The following is a 22,564-nucleotide window of genomic DNA, read 5'->3' as shown; positions in this document are numbered from 1 at the left end:
CGCACGCTTAATGATCAAAAAAGGCCGCAAACGCGGCCTTTATTTTGTCGGAAAAACGTTATTTTGCGAACACTTCTTTGAATTCGCGTTTAAGAAGTGGGTCGCGACGTGCTTTCTTAAGTTGCTTAACCATGTCTTTCACGCAGTTGTGAAGCACATTATCAAGTAATTGAGCGCGGTATTCTTCTTTATCTTCATCTGTCATGTTTTCTGGCAGATTAAGAGTAGGGAATTCTTCCATCACGTTGATACCAGCAAATGCTTGGCCAACAGAAACTAGAGCATGAAATTGCTCGAAGTTATCTAGAATGTTCTGAGCACTTGCAGGCATTTCGTCCCAAGACTCACGCACTGCTTCTTCAGACACTTCATGGATAGAGGTAACCATTTCGAACATTTGCTCTGGAACTTCGTCAAACTCGATAACTTTACGTAGTTCAGGAGAAATGGTTGCTAGATCGATTTTTTTGCTTTCGCTGTTAGTTGCTTCTGACATGGTGTGTCTCTCATTACAAAAAGGCGGGAATATTAATACCAAATGCATCAAATAGCTATACCCATGTGTCCGCAAGATGACCAGAACACGTGAGTTTGTTGAACTAACGTTCGTTGGTCATGTTTTGGTAGGGCAATTTTCAGTGTAATCGTTATAGACAATTGATTCCGTGACATTTAAACAAAAATATAGCACTTAATTATGAGTCGAATGCAACAACTCTTTGAGTATGGTATATGTTTAATAAAGACAAAATAAGAAATGGAACGCGTTATGCAACCGACAGGGACATCAATGCGAATCCTCCTGGTTGACGATGTTCAGCTAGATAGGATGCAGTTGGCTATTCGTCTTAAGCAACTTGGACATATTGTAAAAGCGGTGGGTAGTGGGCTAGAAGCACTAAACACCTACGAGAGTTTTGATCCTGAACTGGTATTACTCGATATATCGATGCCAGATATGAACGGTTTTGAAGTCTCTCTTCATATCAGAGAAACCTTTCCCGACTGGATCCCAATAATTTTCCTGAGCAGTCACGAAGAACCAGAAATGATTGCAAAGGCCATAGAGGCCGGCGGTGATGATTATTTAATTAAACCCGTAGATAAACTCGTACTGAACTCTAAGCTTATCGCAATGCAGCGTATTGCCCATATGAGACGAGAGCTTAAACAAGCGACAGCTCAATTGGAGAAAGTGAATCAACTTTTGACCCAGCAAGCGAATGAAGATGGCTTAACCAAACTCTATAACCGTCGTTATATCGATCATAAGTTAGAATCGATGGTTGCATGGCATGGCCGTCACAACATGCCAATGGCTTTGATTTTATTGGACGTCGATTTTTTCAAACCGTTTAATGATAATTACGGCCATATAGAAGGAGATCGTTGCTTGCAAGCTATTGCGAACCAACTTAAAGCAACATTTTGTCGCTCTGGCGAATACGTAGGGCGTTATGGCGGAGAAGAGTTTGTGGTGTTACTGGGTTGCACAGACGCCCAAACCGCAGAGAGAGAAGCAGAACGTATACAAGAGGCCATGTATTTTCTGGATTACCCACATGAGTATTCTAGCGTGTCCAATAGGGTGACAGTGTCACAGGGTGTTTTTGTTTTTCAACCAACGGGAAAAGAGCAGCAGTCTGATTTGTATGCGACGGTGGATAGAGCGCTGTATACCTCAAAGTCTTTAGGAAGAAATACACATACGGTGGTAAATGCAAGTTGAAACAAACTGTTATCAATAGTTATGCCTTAGCTACACTGTCACTTTTTTCATTATGTTCTAAGGCTAATTCGATTCAAGATCAGATACAAAAAGAGTATGAAAGGAACTTTGCTATTGGGATCGTTCTGTCAGATAGCGATGTCTTTACGGTAGGATTTCATGATTTCGATCCGAACGAATACTTCAACATAGATAACGAAGACATTGGTACTCAAGATTCGGTTGATCTCAGAAAGAAGATCGCTGTATCAACGCTACCATTTAGTTTTGATTTGTTTGAACAAGAGGGAATACAAACTCACGATCTATTAAATGGCCGAGTTTATGCCTTAAGTACAGAGCAAGATGTGTATGTAGACCAAAAAGGACAGATTCCAGATAAAAGTAAAGAGTTAGTCATGGGCGGATATATTGAGTTTGCTGGAGAAAAACACCTCACTGATAAGCTAACGCTTAGTGGCGCAATCGGCTCACACTTAATGTACTATCAAAACGATTATAGTTATCGTAGTAATGCACTGAATGACCTAAAACCATTTCTAGAAGGTGTATACCTAAACACCAGTGCTTGGGCCGTTGTTGGAGAAGTCAACACAAAGCTCAAATACCTAGAGCATGAATCGTGGGGGAAATGGTACCTCTGGTCGGCTCCTCACTATTTTTATGGCACTGGCTGGGGTAAAGCAAATAATGGTGATATTGGCAATCCGGAAGGCTGGTATTGGGTCAATGGAATAAAGGTGTTTTATGATTTTACCCACATTGGAGATACTGTGCAGTCAGTGTATTCGAGCTTCAATCGAGTTGATATTGGTGGTGATACAAGAAAACCCATGAATACTGTACACTACTACGAAGCTAGTGTTGGATGGTTAATGACACCACCATTTGACTCCGATTGGATAGATAATATCGGGATCGGATTAACGATCAATTATGGCAGTGCGTTAAAAGGAGGAAGCTTAGTCTTGTTCTTTAATCAAGATTAGTCAGCTAACTTTCGCTCTGGGGGATTAATGAAGCCTCACGCAATTGCGTCCAGCTTTTTTCGCTTTGTAAAGCGCTTCGTCCGCTAACTTAATCACGTCCTGAGGTGCTTGCCCGTTTTTGCTGTCGGCCGCTCCGAAACTTGCGGTAACAAAGACCGACTTTCTCCTCGAACTGTCGTTACCACGCTTTTTTTGACCTTGTTTATGGTTATCTGGGCGGGATTCTTCATCACGTAAAATCATCTCATACTCTGCAATGGATTTACGTGCTTCTTCTAAAAACTCTTTACACTCATCTGCGTACTTGCCTTTAAAGACGATGGTAAATTCTTCTCCGCCAAATCGATATACTTTTGCGCCACCGGGAGTTTTAGTTAGACGCGAAGCGACCATTTTTAATACGTCATCACCCGTATCGTGACCGTAGGTATCGTTAAACTTTTTAAAGTGGTCAACATCAAGCATTGCGATCGTGAACTTTTTGCCCATGTGTTTTAAGTCAAGGTCGAGTGCGCGCCTACTCGGGACCCGCGTTAAGCTATCTGTGAAAGCCAATTGATGGCTGGCAGAGGCAGCATAAATAATGATAAGCAATCCCGTTAGGGTAAACATGGTGCTAGATATGTATTGCACATCAAAGAAAATGAACGTCGCGGACGCCAGCACCATTGCAGAGTAGGTCATAGCATGGATGATTTCATTCTTCTTTAAAACAAGAATTCCGAGGAAGCAGACAATACCCACACAATATAAAACTAGAATAAAAGGCAGTTTAGAAACCGTAGGTACGATAAATAAAATGCCGCTTGTCCATTGTTCAAACCCACCTTCAACGTAATACGCTAACGTAAGGTAAGACCAAAGAACGAACATCGTTAACATCAAGAGGTAAGTAAACATCGCTCTTGAGTCGAAACCGTCTTTACTAAACAAAAATACCGCAAGAAAAGAAACAGGAAGTAGCGTGGCTAAAATGGTCAGCTCAAGTAAGGCTGTACCACTTTGAAGTGGAACTTGTAGCCTGTGCTGTATCACGAAATAGGCCAGTAACGTCGCTAAGCACACCATTGACTCCCTACCTTGCTTAAATGAATAGCAAAGGAGCAGTGCACAGCCTAACAGTATGTACGGCAAATTTGCGGCAATACCCCAGTTTGACTGAGTCATCTGAATGATGTTGTTCATGCTCGAACTCACTAATCCCAGCAACATAAATGGGAAAAGGAATCGAAAGCCTGATGAAGTCATTGATGATGAGGACATCTATTACAAATTGCCTGAAAATAGTTGATTATATAATTGGTTAGGTTAAGCGTTTCATCAATATAGATATTAATCTGCTATCGATTTTCATGCTTCGAGAACTAGCAAGAATACGTCTATTTGCTCATTTTCCCAAGTATTTTGGGAGACATTACGACAAAAAGAGAGAGATTGATTAAATTAAGAGCAATCAATAAGTTGTTATAAACAAGTCGTTGCTATACTTGTTTTCATAGAACAAGGGAGATTTGCCAATGCAGATAAGTTCAGATGTGCATAACTACATGGAAACACTTGTTGGACAAGTGCTCAGTTTGCCTCAGTTTGTAGAGCAGTATGACAACGAGCAGCTCGCAGATATTGCGTGCCTTGCACTTATTCAGCTTAAACCTGTCTATATTCGTCATGATATTGATTTTTTATCTTCGCTTCCGGAACAAAAGCTCACCCAATTTAAGCAAAGTGCGGATATCGCGGTGAAGAACGCGACAGAAATGGTGAAAGAAGACCGGCGTAAAAACCGAGATCATGATGTACCTGTAATTTTTACCCATACCAGTTATGATGAAGACAAAGAATTGGACTGGTATGAAAAACCAATCCTCAATGTCAATATTAAGTGATACAAGCTTAATCTATCGATGAGCTTACCCAAGGAGGAACCGTGGGATTTTTTTCGCGTTTGTTTGGTGGTAGTGAAAAGACTGCTGAAGTAAAAACTGTGGAACCAGTTGAGTACAAAGGTTTCCTTATTTACCAAGAGAGCCTTTCAGAGGGTGGGCAATACCGCATTGCTGGTCGAATAGAAAAGCAATACGACGATGAAGTGAAAACGCATCGATTTATTCGTTCAGATTTGCTCGGCTCGGAACAAGATGCCAATGAACTTATGTTGAAGAAATCTCAAATGTTTATCGATCAAATGGGCGATAAAATCTTCGACTAACAATTCACCGCAACTTGATTCCAATCATCTTAAAAAGAGCCATTAGTGTATATGCTGATGGCTCTTTCTTTTTTAGAGCTTAAATGTTTGTTAAGTCAGCATTTAATTATGATCTGGTTAGACCTCAGTCTAGTAAGGCATGGCGTTGTTATTTTTCGTGCTCAGAGCGACAATCATTCATTACTTAGCGTTATATGTAATGAAATTTAGTATTTAAATTACAAAACACTTGAAGTAATGAGACGCGTTCGATACAAACAGAATAATAACAGGGCTGTTAGTCAAGGTGTTATTGTGCAAATGGGTGGCCCCAAACACCATCTTTCGTTTGCAATTGTCTTGCGTGGTAAACAGATAGAAATAAAAAAGAGTTAGAGTAGAGCGACGCTCTGTTTTGGGACTAATTTATTGATATGTATACAAGGAGTATGCGTTTTGCAAATCGGTGTACCTAAAGAGATACTTGCGGGTGAATCGCGAGTAGCTGCATCGCCGAAGTCGGTTGAGCAGTTAATAAAGTTGGGATTCGATATCGCGATTGAATCCCAAGCGGGGGTGCTTGCGAGTTTCGATGATGCTGCTTATGAAGCTGCTGGTGCGAAAATCGTTTCTAGTGAAGAAGTTTGGGCATCTGGTCTTATTCTAAAAGTTAATGCGCCAATCGTAGATGAAGAACAAGGCATTGACGAAATCGCACTACTACAAGATGGTGCAACGCTTGTTAGCTTTATTTGGCCTGCTCAAAACGCAGAGTTGATGGAACAACTTTCAAGTAAGAACATTAACGTTCTTGCCATGGATTCCGTTCCTCGTATCTCTCGTGCACAAGCCTTAGACGCGCTCTCTTCGATGGCTAACATCGCTGGGTATCGTGCGGTTGTTGAAGCAGCTCATGAGTTTGGTCGTTTCTTTACAGGTCAAATCACGGCTGCCGGTAAAGTACCACCAGCGAAAGTATTGGTCGCTGGTGCGGGTGTGGCTGGTTTGGCTGCAATCGGTGCTGCGGGTAGCCTAGGGGCTATTGTTCGTGCATTTGACGTTCGCCCAGAAGTAAAAGAACAAGTTGAGTCCATGGGAGCAGAGTTCCTGACCGTGGATTTCCAAGAAGACTCTGGTTCTGGTGACGGCTACGCAAAAGAAATGTCCGATGACTTCAACAAAAAAGCGGCAGAGTTATATGCAGAGCAAGCTAAAGATGTTGATATCATTATTACAACGGCACTAATCCCTGGCAAACCTGCTCCGAAGCTGATCACCAAGGAAATGGTCGACAGCATGAAAGCGGGCAGTGTCATTGTTGACTTGGCAGCTGCTAATGGCGGTAACTGTGAATACACAGTTAAAGACCAAGTTATCATGACAGATAATGGCGTAAAAATTGTTGGTTACACTGACATGGTCGGCCGTTTGCCAACGCAATCTTCTCAACTTTACGCGACAAACCTTGTTAACCTTCTAAAACTGCTGTGTAAAGAAAAAGACGGTAACATCAATATTGATTTCGAAGATGTTGTTATCCGTGGTGTCACCGTGGTTAAAGAAGGTGAAATTACATGGCCTGCGCCACCAATCCAGGTTTCAGCGCAGCCGCAAGTGAAACAAGAGCAACCTGCGAAACCAGAGCCTAAAGTAGAAGAACCTACCTCTCCAACGAAGAAAATTATTGGTGTAGCCGCGGCAGTAGGTGCTTTTGCTTGGATTGCATCGGTTGCGCCGGCAGCGTTCCTTTCTCACTTTACTGTATTTGTTTTAGCTTGTGTTGTCGGCTACTACGTGGTTTGGAATGTTACCCATGCACTTCATACTCCGCTTATGTCGGTAACGAATGCTATCTCCGGCATTATTGTGGTTGGTGCATTACTGCAAATTGGGCAAGGTAATGGGGTCGTTTCATTCCTATCCTTTATTGCTGTATTGATCGCCAGCATCAATATCTTCGGTGGTTTCACCGTCACCAAGCGTATGCTTGAAATGTTCCGCAAAGATAAATAGGAGTTACAATGTCTGCAGGATTAGTACAAGCAGCTTACATTGTTGCTGCATTATTTTTCATCATGAGTTTGGCGGGGCTTTCAAAGCAAGAGTCCGCTCGTAATGGTAACTACTATGGTATCGCAGGTATGACGATCGCGCTGATCGCGACGATCTTCAGCCCTGATGCTCAAGGCTTTGGGTGGATCATTATTGCGATGGCGATAGGTGGGGCGATCGGTATTTTCTATGCGAAGAAAGTAGAAATGACCGAAATGCCAGAACTGGTTGCGATACTGCACAGCTTTGTAGGTTTAGCTGCGGTTTTAGTTGGCTACAACAGTTACCTTGATGCGCCAGAAGCAGCAACTCATGCTGAACATGTTATCCACCTTGTAGAAGTATTCTTGGGTGTCTTCATTGGTGCCGTAACCTTCACGGGTTCAATTGTTGCATTTGGTAAGTTACGTGGTGTGATTTCTTCTTCGCCGCTTAACCTTCGCCACAAGCACAAAATGAACCTTGCAGCGGTTGTGATTTCTACGCTTCTTATGATCTACTTCGTAAAAGCAGATGGCAGCATGTTCGCTCTGATTGTGATGACACTGATTGCGTTCGCGTTCGGTTACCACTTAGTTGCTTCAATTGGTGGTGCTGATATGCCAGTTGTAGTTTCAATGCTGAACTCATATTCAGGTTGGGCAGCAGCAGCAGCAGGTTTCATGCTCGCAAATGACCTATTAATCGTAACAGGTGCGTTGGTTGGTTCTTCAGGTGCGATTCTTTCTTACATCATGTGTAAAGCCATGAACCGTTCGTTTATCAGTGTTATTGCTGGTGGCTTTGGTCAAGAGATTGTAATTTCAGGTGACGAAGAGCAGGGCGAACACCGCGAAACAACGGCAGAAGAAGTCGCTGAAATGCTGAAGAACTCAAAATCAGTAATCATCACCCCAGGGTATGGTATGGCTGTAGCGCAAGCGCAGTATCCAGTGCATGAAATTACTGACGTACTTCGTTCAAAAGGTATTGAGGTTCGCTTTGGTATTCACCCAGTAGCAGGTCGTCTTCCGGGACATATGAACGTGTTACTTGCTGAAGCGAAAGTACCGTATGATATCGTTCTTGAAATGGATGAAATCAATGATGACTTCGCTGAAACAGATACAGTACTGGTTATCGGCGCTAACGATACGGTAAACCCAGCAGCTCTGGAAGATCCGAACAGCCCGATTGCTGGTATGCCTGTACTGGAGGTTTGGAACGCGAAAAATGTAGTGGTATTCAAGCGTTCAATGAATACTGGTTACGCAGGTGTACAGAACCCACTGTTCTTCAAAGAAAATACATCAATGCTATTTGGTGATGCGAAGGAAAGCGTTGAGTCTATTTTTAAAGCACTCTAACCATTCTTGATTTAAAACTATACAGGGTCAGCAATCGCTGGCCCTTTTTTGTTCCGTTTCAATGTTATAGTAATGCAAATCCTTCTGTTAGCAGATGTCAATTGCTTGTAGATTGATGTATAGTTTTGGCTAATGTAACAAGTGACGGTAACAGTTTGATTAAAAAGTTTTTGCTCGGTTTTGCAACTGTATTGCCGCTTTTTTCGGCACCTGCATTTTCCGATTCACTACCAGAAAGAATAGATACGTTTACAGAGCTATTTAATTATGAAGTAGCTCTTAAATCGTATGATATTCGTATTCTGCAATCAAATTATCCTACCAAGTTACTTGCGCCAGATTCGCTTCTGCCGCAAACGTCTGACTATCCGTTAAAAGATATACAACAGCTTTACAGCTTAGCGAATACTTGTCGTGGTAAATTGCCACTAAGTCCTTTAATTACTGAGCCGTTAGTATTTACAAGAGCTATCTGTAAAGGGACGCAACTGACACCACGTTGGTTTTCGCGTAGTGGCCTCATTCACCCTGGTGGTGGGACTTATGCTGCACGCTATGTGGATAAGTATCCAGAACTCAAACCCAAGCTTGCTCAATACATGCATATTAAAGAGCGTGACAATGAGGAAGGGGATGAGTTGCTAGAAAGCTTGAAAAACATGGACGACGACGCCATTAATGCTTTGATTGCAGGCGCGAGCATGTTTATCGAAGGTAACGAACTTTGGTTACGACGTGGTGACCGTTACTTTGTTTTCGAGAAAGATATCTGGGAAGAAAACGTCGCTAATGCGGGTCTGTCGTACGCTCTAGCGTCTCAAAGCAAAAGTTGCTTTGTTAAACGAGGCAATATTTGTTGGGATGTAGAAGATCACTCACAAGTTTTGCGGATCAGTATGATCATACTGGTAATCGCAAATATTCTTCTAGTGATTGGTTGGGCTGTATACCGCTGGAATAGTAAGCGAGAAGAGCTCCGTAGTAGAATGCTTGTGTTGCAAATTTTAACGCATGAGCTCAGAACACCGATTGCATCTCTATCACTGACGGTTGAGGGCTTTCGCCGAGAATTCGAGCATCTACCTGAAAGCGTATATGACGAGTTCCGCAGATTGTGTGAAGATACACGTCGTTTGCGTCAATTGGCAGAAGCGAGTAAAGATTATTTGCAATCTGATAACCAAATGCTTGCAACAGATTGGGTTCCGTCTGTCGCAGACTGGTTAGAATTTAAGATCGAAGAAGAATTTGATAGTGCCGTGCTTTTCAACATCAATGAAGATGTGGCTGCTAAAGTTAATGTGTACTGGTTAGGAACTTGTATCGATAACTTGCTTCGTAATGCGCTTAAGTACGGTATTGCACCAGTTGAATTGGATGTTTCAACTAGTGAAGAAAAAATAGTATTCCAAGTCCGAGATGCTGGTGGCCTAACGGCTAAAGATTGGGCAAATTTGAAGAAACCGTTCGTCAGTAAGAGCGGGTTAGGACTTGGGTTAACAATCGTTGAATCTATGGTAGGCCGCATGGGCGGAAAAATGTCCCTGATGGGACCACCTACAACTTTTATATTGGAGATACCTTGTGAAACAGACACTGCTTCTCGTTGAGGACGATAAAAACTTGGCTGATGGCCTGTTAGTAAGCCTGGAACAAGCAGGATATGAGTGTTTACATGTGGAACGTATTGCAGACGTAGAACCACAATGGAAAAAAGCTGACTTGGTTATTCTCGATCGCCAACTCCCAGATGGTGACTCTGTACAATGTCTCCCAGAATGGAAACAGATTAAAGACGTACCAGTTATCTTGCTAACGGCACTTGTTACCGTAAAAGATAAAGTTGCAGGCCTTGATTCCGGCGCGAACGACTACTTAACGAAGCCTTTTGCTGAAGCGGAACTCTTTGCGAGAATCCGTGCACAGCTACGAGCACCGGATTCAGCAGAGCAAAGCAGCGCTGATAAAGTGATCACAAAAGACTTAGAAATTGATCGTTCAACTCGTGAAGTTACCTATAAAGATGAGCTAATTACGTTAACTCGTACAGAGTTTGATCTACTGCTATTTTTAGCGTCGAACTTAGGTCGCGTGTTTACTCGTGATGAGCTACTTGACCACGTTTGGGGTTATAATCACTTCCCAACAACACGTACTGTGGATACGCACGTATTGCAGCTTCGTCAAAAACTGCCAGGACTGGAAATTGAAACACTTCGCGGTGTTGGCTACAAGATGAAAGCATAAGTCATAATGAAAACACTACTCCCCGTAGTTCTCTCATTAGCGTTAGTGAAACCAGTCCATGCAATGGACTGGTTTCAAACTAACACGCCTTTAACGCAGGCACATCAACACTTACTTGAAGATGATCTTGCCGGTATGTTCAACTCTCTTGTTGAACTGTGGCAAACGGAACCAAGTAAAGATTTGACTCCTCATCTCAATGACCTTCTTGGTCAGTCACTATCTAAAAACTGTGGCAAGTCTCTCACTGGTGTAACGCTGCCTGAATGGATAAGTGGCGTGAACGTTATTCGTCAGACTATCCAAAGCCCTGGGCGAGATACATTTAGGTTAGTGATCAAGCTAAGAGCTACAACTGACATCGAAAATATTTCATTTAATCGATGGGTGGATGATTCTATATCCGCAGACAGTTCATTCAGTTATGAAGAACAGCCGAGCGGTACGGAATTAGCCAATGAGCGTAGTTATTCGAAACGCTATAACCTCACGGGTAAGCTTGAAGCAGGCTTGTATCACTTAACTATTGTTTCTAAAGATAAACAAGAGTATCGAACTTGGGTAATATTAGGAGATTCCAATTCTTCGCAATATGTTCGTTGGACATCTAAAGAGAATTGGAAAGTAGAAAAGAGCGCACTTCGTAATCCCCATTGTCCATTACCGCAACTTGAAGTTGGTTTATATGACTACATTGATGGTCAATACGAGCAAATGTGGAAAAAGACTTACGAGTCTAACTATCCCAATTCACTAGAGCTTGCGGGCGTCCCAAATGATAGATACGTGCTAGCAGTGAGTATCAACAGTCGTCGTTGGCAGGGCGATATAATTGTTGAGCAAGCTCAAACTATTAGCCGAACCTATGATCTTTCCCAAGAAGAATAGTTAAAGAAATACCATTTGTGCCGATAAAGGTTCAGGAAGAACTAAAATCACAAGTGTAGTATGAAAACCAAATATAAAATTCTAGCCACCTCTGTTGCCACCACACTTTTCGCAAACTTTGCTTCGGCTGCCACTTATGCGATAGAAGCTCGTAGCGATGCGATGGGTGGTGTTGGTACGGTATCAGCAACTTATCTGACTGCTCCTTTTTTCAACCCCGCACTTACTGCAATTTATCGCCGAAACGATGATGCAGGAATGATCGTGCCAAGTTTTGGTGGCAACTACGATGATCAATATGATCTTGTCGATGAAATCGAACGCATCAGCAAATTGACCGATGTCGATGAAATCAAAAAATCGATGAATGCCATAGATGGAAAAAAAACTGACTTTGATCTTGGTGGCGTTGTCGCTATAGGTATTCCTAATAAATTTTTATCTGCAACTGCATATGGTAAGTTATACACTGAATCATTCGTACAACCAAAAGTAGATACGTCAGGTACTAATCCGTTAGACGATAGCTACGTACAAGGTGTTTCTATTGGTGTTGCTGAAGCAGGTGTATCACTTGCTAAATACACCAACTTTATGAATCAACACCTTTCATTTGGTGTTACGCCTAAACTTCAGCGTATTTATACGTACTCTTACGCCACGAGTTTTCAGAATTTCGATACCAAAGACTTACGTGAACATGAGACAGCGGAAACGATGTTTAACTTGGATGCGGGCGCGCTTTGGTTCTTTGGCCCATATCGTGTCGGTATTTCAGCAAAAAACTTGATCGGAAGAGACGTTAAAACAAAATCGTTCATGTATGGCAGTGATACGATAAAATCATACGAATACAGCATGCGTCCCGTATATACGGTCGGGGCAGGGGTTGTTGCCGATTACTTTACTATGAGTGTCGACTACGATCTTAATGAAGAAAAACGTTTTTCATCCTTTGATGATAATACACAAATGATTCGAGCTGGTATTGAATTTGATATCTTGCGTCAAATGGCATTGCGAGCGGGTTATATGAAAAACTTAGCTCGAAGTAGCGACGAAGGTACCATTACTGCAGGTATTGGACTGTCTCCACTTAAGTTGATCGAATTAGATATTGCTGCTCAGTACACGAACGAGAACGCAATGGGGGCATCCATTAATTTCCTTGCGACCTATTAATTGAATCGTTATAGTCTGCTCCTCAAAATGAGGAGCTTTTTATGTTTGACGATTTACCCCCTCTATCTCACCAAGAGCAACAACAAGCTGTAGAGAAAATTCAAGAATTGATGGCGAAGGGCACAAGTACAGCAGAAGCCATCAAAATTGTTGCCGAACAGATTCGATCTGAGTACGCAGAAAAACAACAGCAACAAAACTAATTAATTCATATCAGGGCTTTGGCCCTGTTTTTTTTTGGTCTCATATTTATCCTCAAATATTTTCATACCTTAACGTAGTTACGTCGTAACGTTATTTCTATACCTTTCAATTTATTCAACTTCCTCTATTCTGTACTAAGCAGTTAGTAAAATTTTACTTGCTTAAGTTAACCTTGATGCGTTCTGGCTTGAACGAATATGGGGTGAAATGCCATTTTTTAAATTAAAATTAATAAAATCAGTAACTTGTGTTGGTTTTTTGTCTTGTGGTTATGTTTCGATCATCTTTTTGTGTAATTAAATTACAAGATGATGATTGGGTATGTTTTCAAGTAGAGGATTATGCTGTGAAGATAAAAAAGACACGTTGTAACAGAAAAATAAAATCTGAATATAGTTATATAGTTGACGTTATATAGACAGTAAGTGCTCGCAGACGTATGTCGGTTTTAGGTTGAACATAGGAGTGTTGGACTCTGTTTTAACTCTAAATCTTGTCTTTAATTCAGTGTTGTCTATGAAATAACTCTTAATCTTGATCGATGGATTACACGAAAAAATTACTTATTGCCAAGTGGTTTTACTAAACTAGGCGACGTTGTAATTAGGAATATAAAACAAGCTGCAATAGAAATTGACAGGGTTTAGAAGCGTAGTGACGGCGTAACGTGGGTTTGTTTGCTTTAGTTACATAGTTATGTACATCTTAAGGAGGAGAACAAAATGGGCCACATATCAATAACTGGTTCCTAAGTCACTAGTTGACTTCACGAGCCTTCAATGGCTATTAGATAGCTGATCGCTCGGCTGTTTCCACATTCTTATATCAAACTCCCATATTTTCATGAAATATGAGTTTAGACATTGCATTCGCTCTTAGTGAACTAGACTTACTATAAGCACATGAAAACTAACTAGGAGAGAAAGAATGAGTTACAAGCACGTTTTAGTCGCTGTTGATTTATCTCAATCTAGCCAAGTCGTTATCGAAAAAGCAATAACTCAAGCAAAGAACTCGAACGCCAAACTTTCATTCGTTTATGTGGATGTTGATCGTGTGATCATGGAGCCGAAAGAAGAACAAAAGTTGCAAAAGGAGCTACAAGAACTCGCTGATAAATGCCTATATCCAGTACACGAGACGATGGCAGTTATCGGCGACCTGCATATCAAATTGTCGGGAATCGTAAAAAAAGAGGGAATAGACCTCGTAGTCTGCGGTCATCATCATAATTTACTGAGCCGTTTCTTTTCATCGGTACCAAAGGTAGCGAATGAGGTTGAAGCGGATTTATTGATTGTTTACTTGGATGAGTAACAGTAACGCAGGTTTGTGCCACATCTTCTGTAATCCCGTTTTTCGTATATTAAAAAGCCGAACGTTTGTGTTCGGCTTTACGTATGTATGATTGACAACAAAATAATTAACCAGGAATGGCAGATGCCTCTTGGGATAAAATAGATGCAGACTCTGCGTTTGACTGCAAATCAAAATGCACGTTAACTTGCACACCTTCTCGCTCAAAAGTGACATCATCAAAATCGGTCATAGCAATTTTGAATCCATTTCTAGCAAAAAAGCCAGTCACCATAGTTCGCTGCTTAATTTCTAGTGCAGACGCGAGTAGCTTATCCATGGCATTCTCCTTGGTTATTGTAGGGATATGGGTAGAAGATACACGCAGAACGTTATGAAATCAATTTAATATAAAGCTGCTTTCGATTAAATTTTTAATGTAAGTCAATCTATCGTTTAACCCACGTGATTTATTCCACGCAAAGCCTTGATAATGAAACGGTATAGCATCTCATGTTGTGATAACAAGCATAAAGTTGGGGATTTTCATAAATGCCTAACGAGGCTCTTTGAAACAATACGTTACAAAGCTTCTCGCTAGATCTCATGAGTTATCAAAGGAAAATTATAAACCTGAAAAGCCATCCTAAAGTGATTCATTTTTCAATATTTTTGATAACTCAGACCTAATAAAAGTAGATATTTCAGCTAGCTTTCTTGGTAAAGGGTTTTGATAAGGGTAGGCGATATACATGGAGCGTTCTATATCAAAATTTTGTGAAATTTGGATATTGTTGTCTATATGGTTACCTTTTACAAGGTAATTTGGAATGACGCCAACCCCAACCCCCTCAGAGACAAAGTTTATTAAAATAGAGGTGTTATCAACTTCGATAACGTCAGTGTACTGCTTTTTAATTGATTCCTTATTCGAGTGATTCTTGTAGATTAATAGCGTGTTGTTATTGGCATTGTTAACTGTAGATATTAAAACATCGTTATAATCACCGATTTTATGTGCAATCAGAGTGTCATCAATAATATTATTAAGCCTAATCGCTAAATCTACGTTGCTTTCTAATAAATTCTCAACATTGTTACTTGATGATATTTCAAAGTTCACTGCTGGATATCGCTCTTGTAAGCCTTTAAGAACAGAACCAAAAATAGAAGAGGCTATAGAGTTGGGCATTGTAATTTTAAACTTTCCATTAATGCATTCACTCAACGAGCTAGCTCTGTAATTTAACTCCTGCAAGCTCTCTAACGTTTTTATGGCAAGCTCTCTAATGCTTTCACCATGATCAGTTAAAACGAGTTTTCTTGTTGTCCTGTGGACGAGTGTTACACCAAGTTGTTTTTCTAATGCCGCTAACTGCCTGCTGACTTGAGCTTTCGACTTTCTAAGTTCTTTTGATGCCTCTGTAAGAGAGAGGTGTTTACAAATGGCTGCAAAGCAGATCAGCTCATTGTTCATCAATTCCATGATTGTTACCTTTTTGCAACTCTGAGTCACGTTGTCTTTTAACGGGAGGGAAAGTATAACTTGCATCAACGGAGGGGGACAATACAGTGCAGGACCTTAATCGGCTACTGCAGTCTATAAAGCGAAAAGCCAAATACGGCGTCACCAAGCTATCATCTTCAATGCTAATCTTCTAACTCTAAAGTGCGCATTATGGGTGAGTGTTATGTTGAGTGGTTCGCCTTTGGCCTAGAACGTACAAAGGGTGGGCGAGAGACTTGCTCATTGTCGGCTTGCCGTACATGCCAGGAAAGAGAATCGCTTTGAAGTGAGAGCCCGTAACATAACACACATAATGCTGCACTAATGAAATGACATACCAAACGTTGAGTATGTCATTTTAGTTTGTCTTTGTGTTTAAACATGAAGTAGTTTATGAGGCTTTTGCAGTCTTCTGGTCTTCCTTCTAGTTTGATACTTTTTATTTTTCCGCTTTCATCGGTTTTGTATTCATACATGCAGAGATCATCACCGTTTCTGATTTTGTCTATGCGTTCCTTGCCATAGACTTCTTCAAGTGGTCGGTTTGGATCTTCTTCACGACCAATGATTTCGCCCATCGTCGGGTCTGCCAATGAACTTGAGCTCATTAAGGCCATTGATAATATGATTTTCTTCATCGTCATAACTTCGTCGGTTAGCGAGCATTTTGGGAGGGGCCCGCTTAGCGGGAGGGACCTAAAAGCGGAGCCAAACCCCCGTCTAGTATTACGGGGGTAAATTCCACTGAACCATCAGTGTTCTCCGTGTATTCGCAAGCGTAGCGCGCCAGTGTTTGAGCGTTAGCGAGTCTTATCTGAGGAGAAATTATTTCTAGCTCTGTTGCTTTGATTCCTCAAATACAAACCTTCGACCATTATCGACAGTGATTCGATCTCCGCGTCGTTGAAATCTCCAATCGCTGAACTAATTTTCTCTATCAGTCTTTCGTGCGGATTCTGTTCTCTTCCAAGTACTTCATTAACTGATACCCCAAGTCTTTTAGCTATTAAAACTAGCTCTGATGCTTTTGGCTCAGTCTTGCCTGATTCCCAGTTCATAACGGTTTTTGCCGATGCTCCGACAGATTTAGCCATTTCAAGTTGAGTGACTCCTTTTTCCTCTCGGAGTCTCTTAATGTTCTCATTTAGCATGTTAAACCCCTTATTGAGTCCATGTTTTTTCTCATTATAAGGAGTGTTTTTTCATACAGTATCTTGACAAGGTAAAAATATTTACCCAAGATATGCAATAAATTTACTCTTGACAGGTTTTCAGAGAACATGAAAAAACAAGTATTCACCCCTGAAGAATTGGAAATCGATACTGAGGCGAGTCCTTTTGTTTTTGTTGATTACCTGTCTTGGACAATCCCTTACTCATCTTTGCGTCACGCTCATAAGTCCGACCTTTCATCTGCTATCTGGGCTCCAATCCCTAAGCCAAATTACCGCATGGCTAAAACTCCTGAGCAAAAAGAAAAGTTAATCGAGCGATACAAACAACAATGGAACGTTGCAATGATGGAACGTTTGGAGGTTTTTTGCTTGCACGTTCTTGGCCTTCGCATGTCGCCTTGGCGTGGTAAGGGGTTATACGGTTACGAGGATTCATGTCACTTGATGACCAAACACTCTAATAAGCACGTTGGATTTGTTGCTTTGGGTGGCAACCGTGGAACCTGTTATTTCCAAATTGAGGGGCTAGGGTGCAAACACGTTTTTGAGCACACAAGTGCATTCCGTTTGCATTGGTGGTTAGAGCTTCTCGACTGTAACCGTCTATCTCGAATCGACCTTGCAGTCGATGACTTCCACGGCCTGTTCGGTCGTGAGTATGCAAAAAAAGCCTATGCCGATAATGCGTTTCGCACATCTGATAGGGGTTGCGGCCCTAGTGCAGGTGAGCGTTATTTCGCTGAACCTTCCGGCAAGGTTATCAATGAATCCTTCGAGGTTGGCAACCGCAAATCTCGTATTTACTGGCGTATTTATAACAAGGCTGCTCAGCTTGGGCTCGATATGTTTTGGTTTAGAAGTGAGTGTGAGCTGAAGGAGATGCCGATCGATGTGCTTCTCAATATCAGCGGTTACTTCGCCGGAATTTGTGCGTATAGCGCATCTATCGTATCCAGCTCTCCAGTAAAGGTGGTTACAAAAAAGAAACAAGTTGCGCTCGATATGCACGGGCGCATTCGTTGGGCTCGTCGTCAAGTTGGCCGCACGTTAGCGGATATTGCTAAGTACTTGGATGGTGACTTGGAGAAAGTTTTCGGGTTGCTCATATCTGAGGATACGCAGGGTGATTTGCTCAACTTGCCTGATACATACAAACACTTAATCAAAGAGATAATGGAGAATTAGCATGGCTGTTCGTTACGTTCTAACAGGTGGCACTTACTCAAAAGGCGTTGGTAAGCAATCTGGTAAAAAATATGAAATTGGTCGTTTGTTTGCTGGTAAGGCGCTGAAGCCTTGGGAAAACGAAAACGGCTCTCAAATTGCGTTTGGTATTGAATCTGTTGAGGTTCCATTTGCGCCAAACGATGCACTTCTCGCTAAATTCGAAACAACGATGTGTCCGGCTCTTGTTGAGTTCGAGTACGAACCTGACCCAGAAGACCCTCGCCGCAACTTGGTTTGTGACTTCAAAGTGATTCGCAGCCTGTTCGACAATCCTGTCTCTGACAAAGCTAAGTAAGGTTTTTAATTATGCCTGTGTGCGCACTTCCAAACGCTGACGGTTTCATTGCTGTCGTTCCTGAGGTTGATGCTGCTTCTTGTAGCGGTTACGTCATGGTTACGGCTCAAGAATACGGTTCGCTGATGGATTTCACTCAGGTTACTGGCCCTGAAGCCACTCAAATGTTCGGCCTTGGTTTTTCCTTGGTGTTCTTTGGGGGCTTCATTTCTACCTATGCCATCAAGATGGCTTTACGTTTAATCAAACTTCTCTGAGGTACTTATGAAATACATCAATCAAGCGAAGAAATTCGCAAAACGTGGTGCTGCTACTGTTGCTGTGGCTGCTTTCTCTGGTGCTGCTTTCGCAAGTGAGGCAGGTGCTGACCCATTCAGTGCAATCGACCTTGCTGGCGTTGCGACCAAAATCGGTGCGGCTGGCTTGCTAATTGTTGGTATCGCTATGGCTCTTAAATCCATCACTCTTGCTAAGCGTGCTGTGAACAAGGCTTAAGTTTATGTTGGCCATTCTTCACGACGTCATTCTCATCGTCTTTGTGCTTTTGGGTGGCATGGCTGGATTTGTGGCCTCTCAAAACTTTAGAGGATAGGGGGCTTCGGTCCCCTTTTTTAATTAGGTTTATATATGAGTATTAAACAAAGCATTGCGTCATTGGTTATTTTGCTTAGTTTTTCATTTAGTGCTTTTGCCCAAACTCCTTACTACACTGTCTATTCCTCAAGTGTTACTAAGCCTTCTAACTATTTTCAGGCCTTTTATGGCTTAAGCGCACCAACTCCTGATTTGTTGATTGAGGAGATTATAGCTAAGGGTTGTGTTGGTACTCCTTCTGGTCATACGATTCGTGTCGTTTCTGCAAGTTGGACGGGGTCTGGTGTTTATTTGTCAAATTATCGTGAGTGTAATGCTGGCTGGACGTCTTTCGGTGATACGCTTTATGTTAGGACTGATAGCTGTCCTTCCGGTACTACTTATGACCCTTCTACTGGTAGGTGTGAAGAACCACCTCTTCCTTATTGCGAGCGTCAATCAACACTTGATGCTATAGATGCGGCCCGAACTCAGTGTGAATCACAAGGCAGACAATTTTCTTCTTCCTGTAGTGATGAAACTGAGTCATGGGAATCTCAATGTAATGGTGGTGACTGCTCTGATGTTGAGGGCGAACACGATTCTGTCGCCTGGGATTCATCTATATGGGGCAATTCATCTCCCGCTAGTTATCTTTGTTCTTCAAAAGGCGGCGGTTGCGGTGCTTCAATTGACAGCTCTAGCTCTTGGTGTGGTGAGTCGGGTTGGTGTTATGCTAGCTACACGGTTATTGGCCCTGCGTGCGACGTTCCAAACGGTCCTTCCTTTTGTTCCGACCCTTTATGTACCAATTTTAAAGACCCTGATACTGAAGAAAAACCAGATACAGACCCAACTCATGACCCTGACGACCCAACAGGTGGCGACATCGAAGACCCTAGCGTTTTACCAGATTCAGACAATGATGTTGTCGTTCCTGACCCTCCAACAGATGAACCTGATGTTGAGGACCCTCCAACAGATGAATCGACAGATACGGCAGTGGTTAGCGCAATAACGGGAATGAATAAGGATGTAAACAAGGCGCTCAATGAGATGAACATTGACATTAATCAGGCAAGTGCTGACGTTCAGAATCAAATCATTGCGCTTAATGCTTCAGTTGTCACCAATACGCAGGCCATTCAAAAGCAGCAAGCTAACGACAATGAAATCTATCGTAAAACAAAGTCTCTGATTCAACAGGCCAATGCTGACATAACAACAGCGGTAAATAAAAATACCAATGCGATTAACGGTGTTGGTAATGATGTTGAACAAATTGCTGGCGCAATGGATGGTATTGCTGAGGATGTCGCTGGTATTTCTGAAACACTGGACGGTATCGCCAACACTGATACGTCCGGCGTTGGTACGGGCGGCACTTGTATCGAGGCTGGCAATTGTACTGGCTTTTATGAATCTGCTTATCCTGATGGGTTAGGCGGTTTGGTGTCTGGTCAACTGAATGATCTAAAAACCAGTGTGATTGACGACTTTGTTAATTCATTCGGCAACATAGATTTATCTAATGCTCAGCGTCCTTCTTTCGTTCTTCCAGTCCCGTTCTTTGGTGACTTCAGTTTTGAAGAGCACATCAGTTTTGATTGGGTTTTCGGTTTTGTTCGTGCAGTTCTGATTATGTCGTCCATCTTTGCAGCACGTCGCATCATTTTTGGGGGTTAATATGGATTGGTTAGTCGATTTATTTAATAAGCTTTTGGTCTTTTTGTATCAGCTCTTAGTGTCGCTTTTTAACATGCTCAAGGACTTATTTTTCTGGGCGGTCGATCAGGTCATGGAGATGGTTAACATGCTGCTTTCTGGCGTGTTCGCGCTCTTTGCGCCTGTTGATATGAGTCAGTATATGACTTCAATCCCTCCAACAGTGTCTTGGGTTATGGCTGCGGTTGGTTTACCTCAGTGCCTTTCTATCATTCTTGCAGCAATCACGGTTCGCTTAATGCTTCAACTGATTCCGTTTACGAGGTTAGGCTCATGATTTATGCAATAGCAGGTAGACCAGGAGGCGGTAAGACTTACGAGGCCGTGGCTTATCACATCATTCCGGCCATCAAGGAAGGGCGCAAAGTTATCACCAATATTACGCTTAATGTTGATTGGTTTGTAAAGATATTTGGTGAGCACGTTCGCGACCTAATCAAGATTGTTGATGGTCGTTTGACGGATTTTGGTTCTACAAGTCGTCCATTTAGTCAGATTGGTGATTACTCGGATGAATGGCGAAATGAGAAAGGACAGGGGCCTTTGTACGTTGTCGATGAGGCTCATATGAGTTTGCCGTCTCGCGGGCTTCCTGCTGCGATTCTTGAGTGGTTCTCGATTCATCGTCATTATGGTGTTGATATCATTCTGCTTACTCAGAACATCCGCAAAGTGCATCGAGATATTAAGGACATGATTGAAGTGACCTATCGATGCACGAAAAACACGGCTATGGGCTCAAGCAACTCATACACGAAAAAGGTGCAAGATGGTTGCAACGGTGAGGTTGTCAATACTTCAATACGTTCTTACAAATCAGAGTACTTTCCGTTTTACAAAAGCCACTCTCAATCGAACAAGCATGTGCAGGAAGCGCAAGCAAAAGACATTCGACCTTTCTGGAAGCGATGGCCTGTTATAGGTACTGCTTTGCTTTTGGGTGTTGGCTTGCCTATCAACATCATGGCTTGGTGGCCTGAACCCGAAAAAGCACCGGAACCAGTAAAGCAGCAAAATGTTAACGTAGAAATTCCAGCTGGCACGCCAACAGCTCAAGGAACGGAGACTTCACCCAAGAAAAAGAACAGTTCCGGTTTTGGTCCTTTAGATGGTTACGACTTTTTTATCACTGGTTACGCTAAGCAAATCGCGCTTACTACTAGCTTGAAATCAATGGGAGAACTAAACCGTGACCTGACTTTCTATAAGATATACATCGATGTTTACGATGGTACGGATAAGCTTTTTAGTTTCGACCATACAGATTTGGTTGATATTGGCTATCAGTTTGAAGTTCTTTCGGATTGTGTCTATCGGGTAGCTTGGGAGGATTCAGAAAGGATCTTCACTTGCGGCCAACGTGAAAAGCCAACTGATATTCTCCAGCAAAATATTCCTGTTCAGATATAGCCATGCTGATAAACATTCTTTGGACCTTGTTCTGGGGCTTCTGCATCTGGGGAACAATAATGCTATTTAGATGGGCAACCTCTAGTTAGACCGCTCGCCGCAAGAAGTGATATTGAGCTTGCGAAAATCGCTTCGAGGAAGCGGAACATGTATTCAGCCAACCTTTGGCACGTTCACACGGGATTTATTTGATAGATTAGCGAGGAAATAGAAATGTCGATAACTTTAGATACTGAAGATCTTACAGTTTTAAGAAAATACGAAGATACCTGTCCAGAATGCAAGCAGCTATCTGAGTTTTTGGTTTTTGTTGATTCAGATAATTGTCGTTATGACTATTGTGGCCAATGTAGTTGGTATGATGTTACTGACCCTGATGATGATTTATTAGACCCTTAGTGCGCATTATGGGTGAGTGTTATGTTGAGTGGTTCGCCTTTGGCCTAGAACGTACAAAGGGTGGGCGAGAGACTTGCTCATTGTCGGCTTGCCGTACATGCCAGGAAAGAGAATCGCTTTGAAGTGAGAGCC

The 22,564-nt window shown here is 42.1% G+C and carries 26 protein-coding genes; 20 read left to right on the top strand and 6 right to left on the bottom strand.

Annotation, left to right across the window (positions count from 1 at the left end; all coding sequences use genetic code 11):
• Window positions 1–58: 58 nt before the first annotated feature.
• On the bottom strand, window positions 59–496 hold the full coding sequence (locus FKN08_RS07795; RefSeq protein ID WP_005394495.1) for a DUF3069 domain-containing protein: 438 nt from the start codon (window positions 494–496) through the stop codon (window positions 59–61).
• Window positions 497–769: 273 nt separating this feature from the next.
• On the opposite strand from FKN08_RS07795, the gene FKN08_RS07790 reads away from it, so the two are divergent.
• Window positions 770–1,729 carry a diguanylate cyclase gene (locus FKN08_RS07790; RefSeq protein ID WP_012842266.1) on the top strand — a complete coding sequence of 320 codons (960 nt, stop codon included), beginning with the start codon at window positions 770–772 and terminating at the stop codon, window positions 1,727–1,729.
• Entirely contained in the window at window positions 1,726–2,718 is a 993-nt protein-coding gene (locus FKN08_RS07785) for a Solitary outer membrane autotransporter beta-barrel domain (protein WP_170891718.1), read from the top strand. Before FKN08_RS07790 ends, FKN08_RS07785 begins: the two co-directional genes overlap by 4 nt.
• 24 nt (window positions 2,719–2,742) lie before the next feature.
• Here FKN08_RS07785 and FKN08_RS07780 read toward each other — a convergent pair whose 3' ends face one another.
• Window positions 2,743–3,981 (bottom strand): GGDEF domain-containing protein, encoded by a 1,239-nt coding sequence (locus tag FKN08_RS07780; RefSeq protein ID WP_012842268.1) that lies wholly within the window; start codon window positions 3,979–3,981, stop codon window positions 2,743–2,745.
• A 254-nt stretch (window positions 3,982–4,235) separates the two neighbouring features.
• Between FKN08_RS07780 and FKN08_RS07775 the strand changes: the two genes are divergently transcribed.
• From FKN08_RS07775 to FKN08_RS07730, 10 genes are all read left to right on the top strand, one after another.
• On the top strand, window positions 4,236–4,604 hold the full coding sequence (locus tag FKN08_RS07775; RefSeq protein ID WP_053808402.1) for a late competence development ComFB family protein: 369 nt from the start codon (window positions 4,236–4,238) through the stop codon (window positions 4,602–4,604).
• A 41-nt stretch (window positions 4,605–4,645) separates the two neighbouring features.
• On the top strand, window positions 4,646–4,927 hold the full coding sequence (locus tag FKN08_RS07770; protein WP_005394488.1) for an HlyU family transcriptional regulator: 282 nt from the start codon (window positions 4,646–4,648) through the stop codon (window positions 4,925–4,927).
• A gap of 435 nt (window positions 4,928–5,362) precedes the next feature.
• Window positions 5,363–6,919, top strand: a complete 1,557-nt coding sequence (locus FKN08_RS07765) for a Re/Si-specific NAD(P)(+) transhydrogenase subunit alpha (RefSeq protein ID WP_005394487.1) — start codon at window positions 5,363–5,365, stop codon at window positions 6,917–6,919.
• Between the two features lie 8 nt (window positions 6,920–6,927).
• Window positions 6,928–8,304 carry a Re/Si-specific NAD(P)(+) transhydrogenase subunit beta gene (gene pntB, locus FKN08_RS07760; protein ID WP_145535089.1) on the top strand — a complete coding sequence of 459 codons (1,377 nt, stop codon included), beginning with the start codon at window positions 6,928–6,930 and terminating at the stop codon, window positions 8,302–8,304.
• Between the two features lie 155 nt (window positions 8,305–8,459).
• Entirely contained in the window at window positions 8,460–9,914 is a 1,455-nt protein-coding gene (gene vxrA, locus FKN08_RS07755; RefSeq protein WP_005394482.1) for a sensor histidine kinase VxrA, read from the top strand.
• On the top strand, window positions 9,889–10,551 hold the full coding sequence (gene vxrB, locus FKN08_RS07750; RefSeq protein ID WP_005394480.1) for a response regulator transcription factor VxrB: 663 nt from the start codon (window positions 9,889–9,891) through the stop codon (window positions 10,549–10,551). The genes vxrA and vxrB overlap by 26 nt, the downstream gene beginning before the upstream one ends.
• 6 nt (window positions 10,552–10,557) lie before the next feature.
• Window positions 10,558–11,439, top strand: coding sequence for a DUF2861 family protein (locus tag FKN08_RS07745; RefSeq protein WP_005394478.1), 882 nt, complete (start codon window positions 10,558–10,560; stop codon window positions 11,437–11,439).
• Window positions 11,440–11,499: 60 nt separating this feature from the next.
• Entirely contained in the window at window positions 11,500–12,621 is a 1,122-nt protein-coding gene (locus FKN08_RS07740) for a conjugal transfer protein TraF (RefSeq protein ID WP_170891716.1), read from the top strand.
• A gap of 41 nt (window positions 12,622–12,662) precedes the next feature.
• A complete protein-coding gene (locus FKN08_RS07735) occupies window positions 12,663–12,824 on the top strand; it encodes a YoaH family protein (RefSeq protein WP_005394474.1) in 162 nt (53 codons plus the stop codon).
• Window positions 12,825–13,752: 928 nt separating this feature from the next.
• Complete coding sequence (locus tag FKN08_RS07730; protein ID WP_046875460.1) at window positions 13,753–14,142, top strand: universal stress protein; 390 nt, start codon at window positions 13,753–13,755, stop codon at window positions 14,140–14,142.
• A 106-nt stretch (window positions 14,143–14,248) separates the two neighbouring features.
• Here the strand turns inward: FKN08_RS07730 and FKN08_RS07725 are convergent, their stop codons facing one another.
• The 4 genes from FKN08_RS07725 to FKN08_RS07710 form a co-directional block, all read right to left on the bottom strand.
• Complete coding sequence (locus tag FKN08_RS07725; protein ID WP_012842272.1) at window positions 14,249–14,461, bottom strand: hypothetical protein; 213 nt, start codon at window positions 14,459–14,461, stop codon at window positions 14,249–14,251.
• Window positions 14,462–14,767: 306 nt separating this feature from the next.
• Window positions 14,768–15,607, bottom strand: coding sequence for a LysR family transcriptional regulator (locus FKN08_RS07720; protein WP_170891714.1), 840 nt, complete (start codon window positions 15,605–15,607; stop codon window positions 14,768–14,770).
• Window positions 15,608–15,981: 374 nt separating this feature from the next.
• Entirely contained in the window at window positions 15,982–16,266 is a 285-nt protein-coding gene (locus tag FKN08_RS07715) for a hypothetical protein (RefSeq protein WP_249373387.1), read from the bottom strand.
• Window positions 16,267–16,428: 162 nt separating this feature from the next.
• Entirely contained in the window at window positions 16,429–16,779 is a 351-nt protein-coding gene (locus FKN08_RS07710; RefSeq protein ID WP_017636227.1) for a helix-turn-helix transcriptional regulator, read from the bottom strand.
• 129 nt (window positions 16,780–16,908) lie between these two features.
• On the opposite strand from FKN08_RS07710, the gene FKN08_RS07705 reads away from it, so the two are divergent.
• The 8 genes from FKN08_RS07705 (at window position 16,909) to FKN08_RS07670 (ending at window position 22,432) form a co-directional block, all read left to right on the top strand.
• A complete protein-coding gene (locus FKN08_RS07705) occupies window positions 16,909–17,988 on the top strand; it encodes a replication initiation factor domain-containing protein (RefSeq protein WP_170891713.1) in 1,080 nt (359 codons plus the stop codon).
• A gap of 1 nt (window position 17,989) precedes the next feature.
• Window positions 17,990–18,325 carry a hypothetical protein gene (locus FKN08_RS07700; protein ID WP_017636225.1) on the top strand — a complete coding sequence of 112 codons (336 nt, stop codon included), beginning with the start codon at window positions 17,990–17,992 and terminating at the stop codon, window positions 18,323–18,325.
• Window positions 18,326–18,336: 11 nt separating this feature from the next.
• Entirely contained in the window at window positions 18,337–18,582 is a 246-nt protein-coding gene (locus FKN08_RS07695; RefSeq protein WP_017636224.1) for a hypothetical protein, read from the top strand.
• Between the two features lie 7 nt (window positions 18,583–18,589).
• Window positions 18,590–18,820: a phage coat protein gene (locus FKN08_RS07690; RefSeq protein ID WP_169573061.1), complete on the top strand. Its 231-nt coding sequence runs from the start codon at window positions 18,590–18,592 to the stop codon at window positions 18,818–18,820.
• Window positions 18,821–18,952: 132 nt separating this feature from the next.
• Entirely contained in the window at window positions 18,953–20,584 is a 1,632-nt protein-coding gene (locus FKN08_RS23795) for a DUF1542 domain-containing protein (protein WP_249373385.1), read from the top strand.
• Window position 20,585: 1 nt separating this feature from the next.
• Window positions 20,586–20,900 carry a DUF2523 family protein gene (locus FKN08_RS07680; RefSeq protein WP_170891711.1) on the top strand — a complete coding sequence of 105 codons (315 nt, stop codon included), beginning with the start codon at window positions 20,586–20,588 and terminating at the stop codon, window positions 20,898–20,900.
• Entirely contained in the window at window positions 20,897–22,033 is a 1,137-nt protein-coding gene (locus tag FKN08_RS07675) for a zonular occludens toxin domain-containing protein (RefSeq protein ID WP_170891710.1), read from the top strand. Before FKN08_RS07680 ends, FKN08_RS07675 begins: the two co-directional genes overlap by 4 nt.
• 213 nt (window positions 22,034–22,246) lie before the next feature.
• Entirely contained in the window at window positions 22,247–22,432 is a 186-nt protein-coding gene (locus FKN08_RS07670; RefSeq protein ID WP_033905308.1) for a hypothetical protein, read from the top strand.
• Window positions 22,433–22,564 lie beyond the last annotated feature (132 nt).

Source organism: Vibrio sp. 1-2 (7-a) (assembly GCF_013048515.1).
Lineage (GTDB): Bacteria > Pseudomonadota > Gammaproteobacteria > Enterobacterales > Vibrionaceae > Vibrio > Vibrio diabolicus.
Note: the sequence above shows the minus strand (reverse complement) of the source record. Positions and strands in the feature narration are given on the sequence as shown.

Coding starts and splice junctions, on each gene's coding strand:
- FKN08_RS07795 (WP_005394495.1), bottom strand. CDS start 496: ATGTCAGAAGCAACTAACAGCGAAAGCAAAAAAATCGATCTAGCAACC.
- FKN08_RS07790 (WP_012842266.1), top strand. CDS start 770: ATGCAACCGACAGGGACATCAATGCGAATCCTCCTGGTTGACGATGTT.
- FKN08_RS07780 (WP_012842268.1), bottom strand. CDS start 3,981: ATGTCCTCATCATCAATGACTTCATCAGGCTTTCGATTCCTTTTCCCA.
- FKN08_RS07775 (WP_053808402.1), top strand. CDS start 4,236: ATGCAGATAAGTTCAGATGTGCATAACTACATGGAAACACTTGTTGGA.
- pntB (WP_145535089.1), top strand. CDS start 6,928: ATGTCTGCAGGATTAGTACAAGCAGCTTACATTGTTGCTGCATTATTT.
- FKN08_RS07745 (WP_005394478.1), top strand. CDS start 10,558: ATGAAAACACTACTCCCCGTAGTTCTCTCATTAGCGTTAGTGAAACCA.
- FKN08_RS07740 (WP_170891716.1), top strand. CDS start 11,500: ATGAAAACCAAATATAAAATTCTAGCCACCTCTGTTGCCACCACACTT.
- FKN08_RS07735 (WP_005394474.1), top strand. CDS start 12,663: ATGTTTGACGATTTACCCCCTCTATCTCACCAAGAGCAACAACAAGCT.
- FKN08_RS07730 (WP_046875460.1), top strand. CDS start 13,753: ATGAGTTACAAGCACGTTTTAGTCGCTGTTGATTTATCTCAATCTAGC.
- FKN08_RS07725 (WP_012842272.1), bottom strand. CDS start 14,461: ATGGATAAGCTACTCGCGTCTGCACTAGAAATTAAGCAGCGAACTATG.
- FKN08_RS07720 (WP_170891714.1), bottom strand. CDS start 15,607: ATGGAATTGATGAACAATGAGCTGATCTGCTTTGCAGCCATTTGTAAA.
- FKN08_RS07715 (WP_249373387.1), bottom strand. CDS start 16,266: ATGAAGAAAATCATATTATCAATGGCCTTAATGAGCTCAAGTTCATTG.
- FKN08_RS07710 (WP_017636227.1), bottom strand. CDS start 16,779: ATGCTAAATGAGAACATTAAGAGACTCCGAGAGGAAAAAGGAGTCACT.
- FKN08_RS07705 (WP_170891713.1), top strand. CDS start 16,909: ATGAAAAAACAAGTATTCACCCCTGAAGAATTGGAAATCGATACTGAG.
- FKN08_RS07700 (WP_017636225.1), top strand. CDS start 17,990: ATGGCTGTTCGTTACGTTCTAACAGGTGGCACTTACTCAAAAGGCGTT.
- FKN08_RS07695 (WP_017636224.1), top strand. CDS start 18,337: ATGCCTGTGTGCGCACTTCCAAACGCTGACGGTTTCATTGCTGTCGTT.
- FKN08_RS07690 (WP_169573061.1), top strand. CDS start 18,590: ATGAAATACATCAATCAAGCGAAGAAATTCGCAAAACGTGGTGCTGCT.
- FKN08_RS23795 (WP_249373385.1), top strand. CDS start 18,953: ATGAGTATTAAACAAAGCATTGCGTCATTGGTTATTTTGCTTAGTTTT.
- FKN08_RS07680 (WP_170891711.1), top strand. CDS start 20,586: ATGGATTGGTTAGTCGATTTATTTAATAAGCTTTTGGTCTTTTTGTAT.
- FKN08_RS07675 (WP_170891710.1), top strand. CDS start 20,897: ATGATTTATGCAATAGCAGGTAGACCAGGAGGCGGTAAGACTTACGAG.
- FKN08_RS07670 (WP_033905308.1), top strand. CDS start 22,247: ATGTCGATAACTTTAGATACTGAAGATCTTACAGTTTTAAGAAAATAC.